The 13,329-nt window shown below is 69.1% G+C and carries 13 protein-coding genes and 1 pseudogene; 9 read left to right on the forward strand and 5 right to left on the reverse strand.

Translation table 11 applies throughout. The features are described from left to right. Positions 1 to 565: 565 nt before the first annotated feature. The 4 genes and pseudogenes from DER29_RS30050 (at position 566) to DER29_RS30070 (ending at position 3,906) form a co-directional block, all read left to right on the forward strand. Positions 566 to 1,864: pseudogene (locus DER29_RS30050) on the forward strand (IS701 family transposase). 144 nt (positions 1,865 to 2,008) lie between these two features. Next, on the forward strand, positions 2,009 to 2,305 hold the full coding sequence (locus tag DER29_RS30055) for a hypothetical protein (RefSeq protein ID WP_121401023.1): 297 nt from the start codon (positions 2,009 to 2,011) through the stop codon (positions 2,303 to 2,305). Positions 2,306 to 2,529: 224 nt separating this feature from the next. Beyond that, positions 2,530 to 2,955 (forward strand): hypothetical protein, encoded by a 426-nt coding sequence (locus tag DER29_RS30060; protein ID WP_121401024.1) that lies wholly within the window; start codon positions 2,530 to 2,532, stop codon positions 2,953 to 2,955. A gap of 534 nt (positions 2,956 to 3,489) precedes the next feature. Next, positions 3,490 to 3,906, forward strand: a complete 417-nt coding sequence (locus DER29_RS30070; protein WP_121401025.1) for a hypothetical protein — start codon at positions 3,490 to 3,492, stop codon at positions 3,904 to 3,906. Positions 3,907 to 4,074: 168 nt separating this feature from the next. On the opposite strand, the gene DER29_RS36025 is transcribed toward DER29_RS30070, so the two are convergent. Further along, on the reverse strand, positions 4,075 to 4,209 hold the full coding sequence (locus DER29_RS36025) for a hypothetical protein (RefSeq protein ID WP_255421091.1): 135 nt from the start codon (positions 4,207 to 4,209) through the stop codon (positions 4,075 to 4,077). A 103-nt stretch (positions 4,210 to 4,312) separates the two neighbouring features. Then, positions 4,313 to 5,101 (reverse strand): metal-dependent hydrolase, encoded by a 789-nt coding sequence (locus DER29_RS30075; RefSeq protein WP_121401445.1) that lies wholly within the window; start codon positions 5,099 to 5,101, stop codon positions 4,313 to 4,315. Positions 5,102 to 5,938: 837 nt separating this feature from the next. Between DER29_RS30075 and DER29_RS30080 the strand changes: the two genes are divergently transcribed. The 3 genes from DER29_RS30080 to DER29_RS30090 all read left to right on the forward strand — a co-directional run bounded on the left by DER29_RS30080 (position 5,939) and on the right by DER29_RS30090 (position 9,387). Next, positions 5,939 to 6,325: a peptidase inhibitor family I36 protein gene (locus DER29_RS30080; protein ID WP_148710136.1), complete on the forward strand. Its 387-nt coding sequence runs from the start codon at positions 5,939 to 5,941 to the stop codon at positions 6,323 to 6,325. 81 nt (positions 6,326 to 6,406) lie between these two features. Further along, a complete protein-coding gene (locus DER29_RS30085; protein ID WP_233600255.1) occupies positions 6,407 to 7,096 on the forward strand; it encodes an ATP-binding cassette domain-containing protein in 690 nt (229 codons plus the stop codon). Then, the gene (locus tag DER29_RS30090) at positions 7,093 to 9,387 is read left to right on the forward strand and encodes an FtsX-like permease family protein (RefSeq protein ID WP_121401027.1); all 2,295 of its coding nucleotides are present in this window, start codon (positions 7,093 to 7,095) and stop codon (positions 9,385 to 9,387) included. The genes DER29_RS30085 and DER29_RS30090 overlap by 4 nt, the downstream gene beginning before the upstream one ends. Before the next feature lie 88 nt (positions 9,388 to 9,475). On the opposite strand, the gene DER29_RS30095 is transcribed toward DER29_RS30090, so the two are convergent. Next, the gene (locus DER29_RS30095) at positions 9,476 to 9,973 is read right to left on the reverse strand and encodes a DUF4913 domain-containing protein (protein WP_199729608.1); all 498 of its coding nucleotides are present in this window, start codon (positions 9,971 to 9,973) and stop codon (positions 9,476 to 9,478) included. Next, complete coding sequence (locus DER29_RS30100; protein ID WP_233600256.1) at positions 9,970 to 10,554, reverse strand: TraG/TraD/VirD4 family protein; 585 nt, start codon at positions 10,552 to 10,554, stop codon at positions 9,970 to 9,972. The genes DER29_RS30095 and DER29_RS30100 overlap by 4 nt, the downstream gene beginning before the upstream one ends. 32 nt (positions 10,555 to 10,586) lie before the next feature. Between DER29_RS30100 and DER29_RS30105 the strand changes: the two genes are divergently transcribed. Continuing rightward, the gene (locus DER29_RS30105) at positions 10,587 to 11,009 is read left to right on the forward strand and encodes a hypothetical protein (RefSeq protein ID WP_370040791.1); all 423 of its coding nucleotides are present in this window, start codon (positions 10,587 to 10,589) and stop codon (positions 11,007 to 11,009) included. A 294-nt stretch (positions 11,010 to 11,303) separates the two neighbouring features. After that, positions 11,304 to 11,654 carry a glycosyltransferase gene (locus tag DER29_RS30110; protein ID WP_148710137.1) on the forward strand — a complete coding sequence of 117 codons (351 nt, stop codon included), beginning with the start codon at positions 11,304 to 11,306 and terminating at the stop codon, positions 11,652 to 11,654. A 417-nt stretch (positions 11,655 to 12,071) separates the two neighbouring features. Here the strand turns inward: DER29_RS30110 and DER29_RS30115 are convergent, their stop codons facing one another. Further along, positions 12,072 to 13,064 carry an ATP-dependent DNA ligase gene (locus tag DER29_RS30115; protein ID WP_121401448.1) on the reverse strand — a complete coding sequence of 331 codons (993 nt, stop codon included), beginning with the start codon at positions 13,062 to 13,064 and terminating at the stop codon, positions 12,072 to 12,074. Positions 13,065 to 13,329 lie beyond the last annotated feature (265 nt).

Consider the following 13,329-nt stretch of genomic DNA (forward strand, 5'->3'; position numbering starts at 1 on the left):
GCGCACCTTTGCTTGACGCTGTGCTTGGACTGATTTCGCAAGTTGCGGCCACTGGCCTGCCAGCCAGCATTGTTTCGACCGTCAAACAGTCGCCCGATAGCTGGATCAAAAGATCCGTCTCGTGGACGTTGGAGGCGGGAGATCTTGGTGCTCAATTGACCATATGGGAAGACGGTGATGCGGAGATCGACCTTGTTGACATGGAGACTCTTGAAGCTAGGGCCGAACATCGGAAAATCAAAGGACAACGCGATATTCGGCTAGCTTTGGACGCTGTTTGCAATTGGGTGCTCGGTCGGCCGTCACCCGACAGCATGCCGTGATGCGGAGAGGCTAGGTTCAAGTCCCTTCGGTGCACCGATCTGACCAGGGAAGGAAGCCGATCGGCTGCAGATCTTGAATGGTCAGGTTGTGTCGGGTTCGAGTGCCAGTCCGGTGCGACGGATAGTTCTCACCTCAGTCACGACGTCCGGCACCCATGCGTCAGGGGTGCCGGACGTCGCTGCCGTTAGTACTGCAACGGCAGTAGGCGAATCGAGTTCGGCTCGCGTTCGTTGGTCTGCCTGTGACGGATGTTGATGTTGACCGGTGGCATGGAGAGTTGGACCGGTTGCACGCGCGGATCGGGGCCCGGTTTCGTCGGGCGGAGCCGCGGCGGCGGGTGCGTCAGTACCTGTGTGGGCTGGTGTCGGGTCTGGGCCGTAAGAATGGCTGGACCCTGGCGGAGCAGGCCGGGGACGTGTCGCCGGACGGGATGCAGCGGTTGTTGCGGTGGGCGGACTGGGACGTTGATGCCGTCCGTGACGATGTGCGGGACTACGTGGTCGAGCACCTCGGCGATCCGGCGGGTGTGCTGATCGTCGACGACACCGGCTTCCTGAAGAAGGGCACGCGGTCGGCCGGGGTGCAACGCCAGTACTCCGGCACCGCGGGACGGACGGAGAACTGCCAGGTCGGGGTGTTCCTGGCCTACCGCTCCAGCAAGGGCCACGCGTTGATCGACCGGCAGCTCTACCTCCCGACGTCGTGGACCGATGACCGAGACCGCTGTCGGGCCGCCGGGATCCCCGACGAGGTCGAGTTCGCCACGAAGGTGCAGATGGCCCGTCAGATGCTGGCCCGAGCGTTGGATACCGGGGTGCCGGTGGGGTGGGTGACGATGGACGAGGCCTACGGGCAGTCGAAGTCGCTGCGGGTGTGGTTGGAACACCGGGATGTGGCTTATGTGGTCGGTCGCGACCCGCCGCAATGACGACATGATCACCACCATGATGGGCATCGTCCGCGCGGACGAGCTGATTGCCGCTCTGCCGGCTCGGGCGTGGTGCCGGCTGTCTGCTGGCGCGGGCGCACACGGCCCCCGCGAGTACTGGTGGGCGCGGGTGCCGGTGCGCATCGGTTGGCAGCCCGGCCGGGGGCACTGGCTGCTGGCCCGGCGCAGCATCGCCACCGGCGAGATCGCCTACTACGTCTGTTACGGGCCTCGCCGTACTCGCCTGGTCGACCTCGCCCGCATCGCCGGTGCCCGGTGGGCGGTCGAGGAGTGCTTTCAGCAGGCCAAGAACGAAGCCGGCCTCGACGAGTACCAGGTCCGTGACTGGCGAGCCTGGTACGCCCACATCACCCTGTCCATGGCCGCCCACGCCTGGCTCTCCGTCGCCCGATCCCTTACGACAAAAGGGGATCCAGTCCCGGCGACGGCATGATGATCGGCTACACGGTACCGGAGATCCGAAGGCTGCTCACCGCACTCGTAGTGCGATCAACTCACCCGCCAGAGCGCGTCTGGGCTTGGTCGCGCTGGCGCCGACGACGCCAACACCAAGCCCGAACCTGCCACTACCGACGACGCGGATACCCCTGACCAACTGCCGTTGCAGTACTAAGCGTTCGGGGGGTGCCCTTCGGGGCCATCCCCCGAACAGTCTGCCCGCATGGCCCGCATGCGCGCCGAACCGGCGCGGAATCACGTGCGGCCCACCTCTTCTGGGGCCGCGACAGTGCCGGCATGTCAGAGACCTACGGGGCCTACGACGACCTCGATCGCACGATGGCCGCCGACGCCGACGACTTGCGCCGCGCCACCACCGTGTCCGAGCCGATCACGAGCGGGACTCTCATCGGGGCCGGCTACCACATGGCAGCGATCGCGGCGTCAATCGCGAGGGCCAGCGAGTTCGAGAGCTTGGTCGACAACCACAACAATCTCGAAGAGCCGCTCATCTTCACGAACGACACCCTGGTCTTCCTGGCCCAGTACATGAGCAACCTGGCCGAGTCCGTGCAGCGCAACCCAACCCGTTAGCACCTACGACACCGATGCGCTGGTGCCGTGGCTGCGTGGGTGTGACACGAAACTCCGCGCCGCAGCGGAAGCGACCAAGAAGCCGCCGAAGCGGCGCCGCGAAGCGGAGTAGCCCTCTCCCCGGGGCAGCCTCGGTAGCCCTCGATGTAACCGGCGACGTCGTTCTCGGCGGTGCCCCATACGCTGGCATCGGGTGAGACGACACATCGAAAAGGGGAGAAGGCGTGGACGGAGAGGTCTGGGGCGAGGCGGAGGTGCCCTTCCCCGACTGGAAGGGCACCGCGCAGCTGGACGAGCGCTTGACGGTTCCGTGGGAAGGGCTGGCGCGGACGGTTGGCCTCGACAGTGAGCAGTGGCAGGTGGTGGGGTTCAGCATCGGTGGCGGTGAGCACGGGTACGACCTGCGGCTGGTAGCCGCGCCCCGTGATGTGTGGGAGAAGGTCAAGGCCGACGATCGTGCCGAGATCGAAGTGACCGAGTTCCTCGTGCACGATGTTGACCCGCTCGCGATCCTCCAGCAGATGACGCACGCGTTCGAGTTGAAGATGCGGCTCCGCGCCTTCGACGGGCGTACGGTGCGGGTCCGCGCCCTGTCCGATCTTCCGTCGGAGCTGTTCTTGGACGAGAACTTCGGGCCGCAGGAGGGCTGACGGCGGGCGAGCTGCTGGCCGCGTGGGGAGCGAGGCGGCGCGGGCGCCGGTCCCGAGACAGCGTGTGGCCGGCACCCACCCCCTGGGTGCAGGCCGTGTTGCGCGTCGTCGACGGTGCGGTGCGGCAGAGCTGGCACATGGCCGTCGACGCGCAACCCCCTTGTCTGGTGCATCGATCGGGCGTCGCCGGTGGTGACGGGTTCGCGGCGGCGAATGTGAATGAGGTGCCTTCCCGGCGTGGCGCTGTCCGAGAACCGATCCTTTCTCGAACAAGATCGATAACGGGCGGTCGGCTCGGTATGTCCCGTACAGAAAACCCGTCCGGAAACCTCGGCGGTCGTCCGCCCGCCATGCCCCGAGAAGGTCGCCTACGCGCTCCAACTCCTCGCCGAGCCCGAACGGTCGATGTCCTCCATCGCCAAACTGCTCGGCATCTCGCCCCTGCCTGAGTTGTTTTCCGCCACAGCTACGGACGGTCCAGGATCAACCGGGTCAGGGCGGACCTGACCCCCAGGGTGGATCGTTGAGTAGGCCATGACGGATCAGGTGCACCACCTGCGGGACAATCCGGCGCGGTACTACGAGGTGCTGGGACGGGTCATGTCCGCCCTGCGCGAGACCTGCGCGCTCAACGGCGCCACCCACCTCGACTGGTGGCCCGGCAACGGCGGCCGGACATGGGAGATCGAGTGGCAGGGCGGCCCCTTCCCGGCCGAGGTCGCCGCGAGGCTGCTCGGGGTGCCGGAAGCCGGCGCCGACGACGACGTGGTCGACCACGCGGTACGCGGCCTGATCTCGCCGGGACGGGGAGAGAACGAGCGCGCGCACTTGGTCGTGCTCGACGTGCCGGTGACCCTGCGCGCGATCGACCCGATCGGCGCTAGCCAGGTCTGGACGACCCTCACCCTCACGCAGAGGAAGGGGGAGTCCGGATCACGAAGCGTAGGTTAGGCGGCACCGGCGACGGTAGCCACGCACTTCGGACCACAGAACGCGCGCGAAACAGCCATGCTCGGCGGGGCGTTGGTCCTCACGCTCGCCCATGGAACCCTCACACCCCCTACGAGCGGGGCCGGCTGGGTGCGCCCGTCGCAGGGGTCCCGGTCGCCCTGGCGAGTGCTACTGGTGCTTGCTGACGTAGGCGAAGAAGAACAACATCAGGATCAGTCCGAACCAGAAGTTCCAGACCGAGTTCACGCGGTAGTAGCCGCGTACCGGCTTCCCGCCGCGCTTGTGCGGACTGACGAACGGCATGACGCCTCCGTGATCGACTCGCTACCTGACGGTATGCATGGATATCACGGGGCGGTGACAACATCGGCGAACCCGAAGAGTCGCCGGTCGGATTGGTGGCCCGTTACGAGGTGACCAGGGTCCACGCGCTGACCGCGCCCAGCAGGATCAGGGCCGGCACGATCAGCAGCAGTTCGGCGGCAGAGCCGGTGCGGAAGCGCAGCGGGGCCCACATGCCCAGCGGCGCCCATCGGCAGCCCCGGATCCGGATCGGCCACAGTAGCGGCACCCGGGTGAAGGTCAGCGCGTCGCCGAGGGAGTGGACCAGGCAGCCCAGTCCCAGTGGCAGGCCCACCCACCACCACCCTGCGACCGGCCCAGGCAGCGCTGCGGCCATCAACCCGACGAACAGCCCGGCCGCCGCCGCTCCGTACGCCCCACGGGTGCGCTTGCGCAGCGCCCCGCGCGTGGCCAGCGCCGTGGCCAGCCCGGCGACGACCGCTGCGGCGATGTCCCCACCGAGCCAGCACAGCAGCGACACCAGCAGGCCGGCGGCCACCGCGAACAGCAGGGTGTGCGTGACTGCCCGGTGCCCGCCCCGGCCCGTACAGCAGCGGCAGGACGCCGTCCGCAGCGCCGCCGCTCCCGCCGCCGTTCCCCGGGCGATTAGCCGGGTCACCGGACCCAACGACCGGGCAATAACCGACCCGGGATGATCGACGTCCGGCAGCAACGCCCCGCCCGCGGTGACAGCCGCGCCGACCACCACCGTTCCCACCGCTGGCCGCGCCCCCAGGCCCGCCGCCAACGCGCAGCTGCCCAACCAGACCACTGCCCCGGACAACGCGTGAGACCGACCCATCACCGCCGCGCCACCACCCTTCACCCTCAACACCAAACGTGAAGGAAGCATCGCAGAGAGCACCGACACGCGAGGGTCTGCACGGGGAGTGGCGGCCCGATGGCGAGGTGATCGGCGGGCCGGGGAGCTGAACCGGCCGGCCGCAGGCGGCGGCTACCTCGTGAGCTCGCTACCTGCCAGCTTGGATGGCTGCCCTGCTCATCCGGCCAACGATTGCAGCCTACGGCCATCGGCCCTGCTCCGAAGGCGAAGGGCGGCCTCGCGCTCATGATCAGCGAATAGCGCAGGGATCGAATAGGTGCACTCCACCGGTGGTCAGCGGCGACATCGGCACGGCAGGCTGACCGCGCTCGCCTGCGACTACGACGGAAAGCCCCCCGACGTCGCCGGTCGCCGGGATAGTCCGGCTGGAAGCGCCCTTACCGCGGACCGGTGACATCGCCTGTTCCACGAGCGCCAGTTCGCCTGGTCAGAGCGGGTTCTGAATCTTCGTCGTTGGCCTGGGGCCCTCATTTCTCAGACGGCTGTGAGGGGGGTAGCGCCCTGACCATCGTGCCGCGTTGACCGCACCGCCGGCGCCGACGAGCAGCGCCACCGCGAGGCCGTGCAGGGGTGGAAACTGCGCGCAGGTCGCTCCGTCGCGACCGATGACGCTGGCGGAAGTTGCAGGATCTGATTTCGGCTGCGGCCTTGTGTGCCTTGGAACCTGTAGGAATGTCCCTCAATAGGCGCACATATTCTCCGCCAAAACAATTGATCATCTTAGCTGCGGTGCCCGACTCGGATTACCCGACGTGAATAGTCATTGACGCTACGTTGCCGCCTAAGTAGCGTCGTCGAGGTCGGCCGACACTCATCGAAGCAAATGCCAAGACGAGGGAGAGTCGAGTGAAACGATCACTCTATTCTGTTGGTGCTGGTGTGGTGATGTCGCTGGCGTTGGCCGCTCCCGCCGCAGCGGCTCCGGTGCAGCCGTTCACCGAGACCACCGCCTGCGACGATGGTCGTGTGTGCATGTGGGAGGACCCGTTCAAGGCTGGTAACCGGTACGTGCACTCCACGCAGACGACGTTCGAGATCCCCGGATGGGACGGCGACAACGAGATCAGTTCGGCCTGGAACCGCACCGGTCAGAAGCTGACGATTTTCGACAACGACGGCTACACCGGCACGCGAATTTGCCTAAACGCTGGCGAATATGTCGCGGAGTTGGGGCCGGAGCGCGCCTTCGACAATGAGGCGGAGAGCTACAAGCTCGCCAGCAACTGTCTCTGATCGATCACAGCGACGCGCGGCGAGGGTGCTGGCCATAGATTCGTATGGCTGGCATCCTCGGCGTCGTGAGCAACTTCGGGGGTGGTCTTCTGGATGGGCATCGGTGTGGGCGCTGACGTCGTCTCGAGCGACGGCTTGACCTACACGGTCGGCCAGACGGTCGCCGTGCGCGAGGCCAGCGTGCGTGTGGCCAGGGGCGAGGTTGTCGCGATCACGGGCCCGTCCGGCTCGGGCAAATCCACTCTGCTGTTCCTGCTCGCGGGAGTGTTAAGTCCGGACAAGGGGTCGGTGCACCTCAACGGCGTCGACCTCGGCGCGGTCAGTGACCGCGCACGAGCCGGTTTGCGGCTGCGCCAGTGCGGCTTCGTGATGCAGTTCGGCGACCTGATACCGGAACTGACGCTGGCCGAGAACGTGGAGCTGCCGTTGCGCCTGACCGGCGTATCCGCCCGCAAGGCCCGCGCGACCGCGGACGGACTGCTGGCTCGCCTCGGCCTCGACGGCGAGCGGAATCGCACGCCGTCGCGGGTGTCCGGTGGGCAAGCCCAGCGGGCCGCCATCGCGCGGGCGCTCGTGCACCAGCCGAGTGTTGTCTTCGCTGACGAACCGACCGGCGCGCTGGACTCCCGCTCAGCCGCGCAGTCGCTGTCAGCGCTGCTCGACCTGGCTCGCGCTGGCGGCAGCGCGCTCATCCTGGTCACCCACGCCGCCGAGGTCGCCGCAACGGCCGACCGGGTCCTGACAATGCGAGACGGCGTGCTGCAAGCATGAGCTACCTCCCGTTCGTGCGCTTGGGGTTGCGGCTGTGCCGCGGCGGCGGCCCCGCTGGACTGGTCCGCCTGGTGCTGCAGGCAGCAGCGGTCGCCTTCGGCGCGTTCGTGCTCCTGGCCACCCTCGCCGCTCCGGGTGTCGCCGAGCGGCAAGACGGCCGCATCGGTAATCGAGAGCCCGTCCTGGCGACGTCAGCCGGCACGGCGGGATGTCTCAAGCTACGCACCGTCGAGGACAGCATCGGCTCCCGCCCATTACGCCGTGTCGCCGTGTGGAACACCACCGCGCAGTCGCCTCGGCCACCCGGCATGCTGGCTTGGCCAGCGGCCGGTGAGATCGTGGTGTCACCCGCCCTGGCAGAGCTCATCGGCGACGACGCGCGCGCTGCCGCGAGGTTCCCGCAGCGTGTCGTCGGCCTCGTTGACGCCGCGGGCTTGGTTGCGCCCGACGAGCTGTTGGCCTACGTCGGCGTGCCCGCCGCCGAAGCGGATCGGGCGGGCGGGACGCAGTGCGTCGAACGGATCGGTACGCAGATCAGGCATCGGGGCGCTTCATGGACTGGGGCTGTCGAGGAGGTGCTGCGGCCGGCTGTGCTCGTGCCGGTCGGCATGGCCGTGTTCGTGTTCGTACCTCTAGGCATCTTCCTGGCGGCGTCGGCACGGTTGTCGGCGGCCACCCGGGAACGACGGCTGGCCGCTCTTCGCCTGCTCGGGGCCGACGCCCGCCAGACGCAGGTGGTCAACGCCGTCGAGACCGGGGCGGTGGCGGCCGTCGGCGCCGCGATCGGGATCGCCGGCTGGCTGTCCGCTCGCGGCGGAACCGAACAGGTGAGTCTTGGTCACCTGCGCTGGTTCGCCGACGATCTCGCGCTGTCGCCGTTGACTGTCGCGTTGACCGCAGTGGGGCTGCCGCTGTTTGCCGTTGCCGTGGCCACCGGCGCGTTCGCCCGCCTGCGCGGCAATCCACTCCACACCTTCCGCAACGCGGCCAGCCGACGGCCGGCGCTGCTGCGGATCGCGCCCATCACCTGCGGAGTCGCCCTCCTAGCCGGCGCAGCGGCACTGCCCGCCACGAGGGCCTTCTGGGCACTGTTGGCCTTCGCCGCCGGCCTCGTCCTGACAGCCGTGGGACTGCCGCTGGCCACGCCGCTGCTCGTGCAGACCATGTGGCAGCGCCTCAACCTGCGTCCCGGTCTCCCGCCAGCGCTGCGTATCGCCGGGCGGCGCGCCCTGGCCTCAGACGGCGCTGCGGCCCGCCTCGTCGCGACGGTAGGTGTCACCCTCTTCGCCGCAGGAATCGGCCTCGGCGCCGCGGAGCACGTCCGCCTCGCCGAGTCGTTGGCCACACCGTCCGCGCCAACCCAGCTCAAGCTCACCCTCGACGGCGCCGTGAACCCCACCGCGCTCGACGCTCTGCGCGCCACCCCGGGCATACGCGGCGCCTCCCAATACGTATACGCCTCGGCGGAATTGGCTGCCGAGAAGCGGGCCGACGTCATGATCGCCTCCTGCGCCGACGTCCGCGGACTGTTCGACGGCGCGGAGGCATGCGTTCCTGAGCGCGTCTACCGGTTGCACATCAACTCGCCCGACTTCGCCGGCGAGCCGCAACTCCCGGCGGGCACCACCCTGCGCCTGACGCCGGCCGCGGAAACCAACTGTCCTGCGGCGCGGACCGTCGTGGCTCCCGCCGACAAGCTTGAGCTGACCCCGAAGCTGTACGCCGACCGGCCGTACCAACTGCTCATCACCACCGCTGCGACCTGCACCGCAGCGCAGACCACCACCGTTCTCCTGCACAACGAACCACCCGTGCTGGAACGGGCCCGCCAGATCCTCGCCACACAAGCTCCCGCATCCAACGTTCAGGGCTTCCTCGGCACCACGCAGGGTCTCGGAGGTGCCACCGTCACCGTGATCATCGGCGCGCTGATGGCCATCACCCTCCTGCTGTGCCTCGCCGCACTCGTCGTCGTCGCCGTCGACCGGCTGATCGAACGCCGCCGGCTCACTGCGGCCCTACGGATCGTCGGAGTGCCCCGCCGGACAGAAGCCGCAGCCGACATGGCAGAAGTGGCCCTCCCCCTGGCCATCTCGGCGGCATTGGCGATGGCGGCGACCGCGGGTGCCGTCCATGTCGCTATCGAGATCACCGGGGTCACCACGCGCCGGTTCGGGGAGATCCTGCTCATACAGGTTGGCCTCACCGCAACCGCCGTCGTGCTGCTCACCGCGGTTGTCTACGTCGGCACCCTGCTCAGAACCAGCAGCGAAGACCTCCGGCGCGAGTAACACCGGGAAGCTCTTGGGAGCTGTCTCGATCCGGCGTTTTCGTCAAGCTCGCTGCGGAGCGCCCGCGTTACGGGCGATGCCCACGGAATCAGAGGCTGTCGGCGTCGGGGAGCTGCGCGAGCACCTCTGGCGGCGCCGGCTCGACGGGCAGGGGCCGGGGTTCGGTGTGCTTGTCCGGGCTGCACCGGCTGAACGGCCCGTACTCGGCGGCCAGCGCGGCGAGGTGCGGGTCGAGGTGGTCGCGCCACCAGATGCTCATGCCGGTCTGTGGGTCGCTGACCCGTAGCGTTTCCCAGGCTCGCCACAGTGCGTACAGGCGGGAGATCGCCTCCGGGTGCGCCCACCAGCGAGGGCACCAGTTCACCCCCGAGGTCGGCCCGGTGGCGAGGCGTCGTTCGACGACGTGGGCGAGGTCATCCCCGACGAACGCCTCGACGTTGCGGTAGGCCGGCTCCGGTGCAGCGTCGTCGCCGGCTGGCGGTGTGGCGGCCGGCGGCGTCACGTCCGGGTCGCCGGCGAGTTGGCCGAGCAGGGCGCTGAGGTCGGCGACCGGGTCGCCGGCCGGTCCGGGCTGGGGCAGGGTCATGGGGTCGGCTCCGGCGGGGCGTCGTCGGGGGTGAGGGTCCAGTCGGTGCAGCCGTGGGGGTCCCAGCGGGCGATCGAGGCGCGGATCGCCTCGGCGTGCGGGCCGGTCTGCCAGGGGGCGGTGCGGGCGAGCGCGGGCGGGGCGCCGGAGGCGTAGACGACCATCCGGCCGCGGGGTAGGGCGTGTAGGTCGGAGACGTCGAGGATGCGCTGGCGGCGGGTGGCGTGCGAGACGGACCGCTGGCCCCATCCGGATCCGCTGCTGCTCGTCGACCTGGTCGTGACGTCGTGGTCGCCGATGAGCTTGGAGAGCTCTTCGAGCCAGTCGGGGTCGGCGACGCCGCCGCCGTAGGTGCGGACGTTCGCCGCGGACCAGAGTTTGCGCATGCCCTCGCGTCCCCACACGTCGACGCCCTGGGGGTAGGACTGCAGGATCGTGATGATGGGCAGGCCGTGGGAGCCGTAGTACGAGTAGAGGTTGGGTAACTGTCGGAGGCGGCAGATGTTGGCGGCTTCGTCGAGGATGCTCAGCAGCGGCGGGTCGCCTGTCCGAGCTGGGCCGTCGGGACGACGCCGTCGCACCGGCCGAGGAAGCCGTCACCATCTACCGGCGGTTGGCCGAGGCGAACGCGGCCGCTCACCTGCCCGCCCTCGCCAGGTCGTTGTGGGGGTATGCCTGGATCTGCGTCGAGATCGACCGCAGCCTGCCCGGAGCGCTTATCGCGATCCAGGAGGCGATCGACCTGTACCAGCGCCTGGTCGAACAGTCACCGCAGGCGTTCAGCGACGACCTGTGGTCGGCACACCACACTCTGGCTGACGTCTTGGACGGTCTGGGCCGCGCCGATGAGGCGATCGAACTGCGTCGCGAGCTCGACGAGGCCGAGATCGACGACGGCCTGGAACTGAAGCGGGATGACGTTTGCCTTCAGGGCCTGCCGGTAGCTTCCGGGCCAGAAACAACTCCAGTGCTGGTCAAAGGCGGGATAGCTATCCCCCGGCTCAGGTGTTTGTGCAGGGCCCTTGAGCAGGGTTGAGGTTGTTTTTGGTCCGGAAGCTACGGCGAGGCCCTGGGGGCTGTCGGGCTCGGGGTCGGTGACGACATCGAGGGCGGTACTCGCCGGTGACGTAGGTGGCGAAGAGGCGGCGAGTCATCGGGCCACCGCCTCGGGGGCGTGGGGGGAGGCGTAGCCGGTCGCCCAGGGGCCGTCGTCGTAGGACCAGGTCCAGCGCAGCCGGAGCCGTGCAGCGCCGGATCTCACCCAGCGCATACGGCGTCGACACCATAAGCTATCGACTGGCACGAATTCGTTGACGAGGGGATACGAAGGATGCGTAAGGGAATCGCCATGCTCGGGTTCGCCGGAGTCCTCACGGGACTGTTGGCAGTCGCCACCCCCGCCAGCGCCGCCCCGACCGGGGTCGACGCGGAGCAGCGGAGCGGCTTCCGGGCTGCGGCCACCTGCGAGTGGGTGGTCACCTGGCCGTCGGCGGGTGTGTACGAGCAGCCGACCCGGATGGACCCGGCCCTGAAGGTCAAGAACGCCGGCGATCGGGTCGGTGGCGGTTACTGCATGGAGCACTACAACACCAGCGAGCTGGAGTGGTACGTGTCGGTGAGTTGCAGCTGCGCCAGCGACGGCATCGGCTGGATGCGGCGCAACGCCCTGCGCGCGGCGTGAGCCGCGCGGCGGCCCGGCCCGTCGGCCCCTGTGGGGACCGCGGGTCGGGCCGCCGCGTACGTCGGGTCGGGGCCCTCCGGCGCCGCCGCCCCAATCTGCCAACCCTGAATGCGCTCCGCCGGCCCTCAGTGGCCGATGTCGTCGCGGGGCCGTACGGGCAGCGCGGCTCGTAGGTGCTGGCGTACGCGACGCCGAGGTAGGTGGGATCTCCGGGATCAGGCACGATGAGGGTGCTCCTCTGGCCTGCCGGTAGCTTCCGGGCCAGAAACAACTCCAGTGCTGGTCAAAGACGGGATAGCTATCCCCCGGCTCAGGCGTTCGTGCAGGGCCCTTGAGCAGGGTTGGGGTTGTTTTTGGTCCGGAAGTTACGGCGAGGCCCAGCCGGTAGGCCGCCGCACGGAGGTCGCGTCCTGGGCGCTACGGCATGGTGAACGGATTCTCTTCCTCGCCGAGGAGCAGCGGCACGTCGTACACCGACAGGTCTGGTCTGGGTCGGGCGTACCGGACGCGGTGTCGCCATCGCTGGTGTTCGAATGACGTGTCGACCTCGATGTCCGCCACCACGGTCGGCTGCACCTGCACGTATCGCAGCGGCTCCGGCCGGTCGAACTGCCCGGACCATGACGCGGGCAGCGGATCAGGCCACGGGTGCCCGACCGCGTGCCGGTGCGGGAGGATCAGCGGCGAGAGCAGCGTCGCCAGCTCCAAGCGCTGCGGCGTGCCGAGCGGGTGCGTGCGGCCGGTGTACCGCAGCCGGCCGCGCCGGTCGAAACGGCCGAGGAGCACCGTGTCGGGGTTGCTGATGCCGCCGGTCACGCCGCCGACGATCGCCTCGGTGGTGACCCGGGTGCGGAACTTGCCCCAGCCACGGCGGCCGGGCATATACCGGCCTCCGCGCCGCTTGATCACGACGCCCTCGATGCCCGCTGCCGTCCACGTGGTCAGCCACTGGCCGACCTCGGCCATGTCGTCGGTCTGCGGGGTGAGGGTGAGCTGCGCTGGCGCGCCGGCGAGCAGGCACGCCAGCTCGGCCCGCCGCTCGACGAGCGGAGTGTCCAGCAGCAGTTGCCCGCCAGCGTCGGCGAGGAGATCGAACAACACGTAGTACGCCGGGTGCCGAGCCGCCAACTGCAGGACCCCGCGGCCAGCGGTGACCCGCCGCTGAAGCAGCGCAAAGTTCGTACGCCCGCGCTCCCACACCACCAGCTCACCGTCGAGCACCACTCCTGGCGGCAGGGCCCGGACGGCGCGGGTGATGTCCGGGAAATAGGGGGTGAGGTTCCGGCCGGCGCGGGACTGCAGATACACGCCGTCGGCCTCCCGGAAGGCGATCGCCCTCCAGCCGTCCCACTTCGGCTCGTACACCAGGTCCGGGCCCTTCGGCACGGCGTCGACCGACACTGCGAGCATCGGCGCGACCGGCCGCCACAGCACCCCGGCGGCCGCTCCAGCCCGGCGCCGCGCCGGGCTCACCGTCCACGCCGCGTCTGAACAACACTCACCTTCGCATCGTGGGGGAGGGGTGACCCGGTAGGGGCGGAGATCGGCAGAAGCCGATGCCCGAGGGCTGGCAGGTCGAGGGCTGGCCGGTGGCCCGTGGACTTGTGTACGCGTTCGCCTCTACCCGCTGACCGCACCACAACCGCTACGAATCCGTTGCGCGGTTCTGGTGCGG

This window comes from Micromonospora sp. M71_S20 (assembly GCF_003664255.1).
GTDB lineage: Bacteria > Actinomycetota > Actinomycetes > Mycobacteriales > Micromonosporaceae > Micromonospora.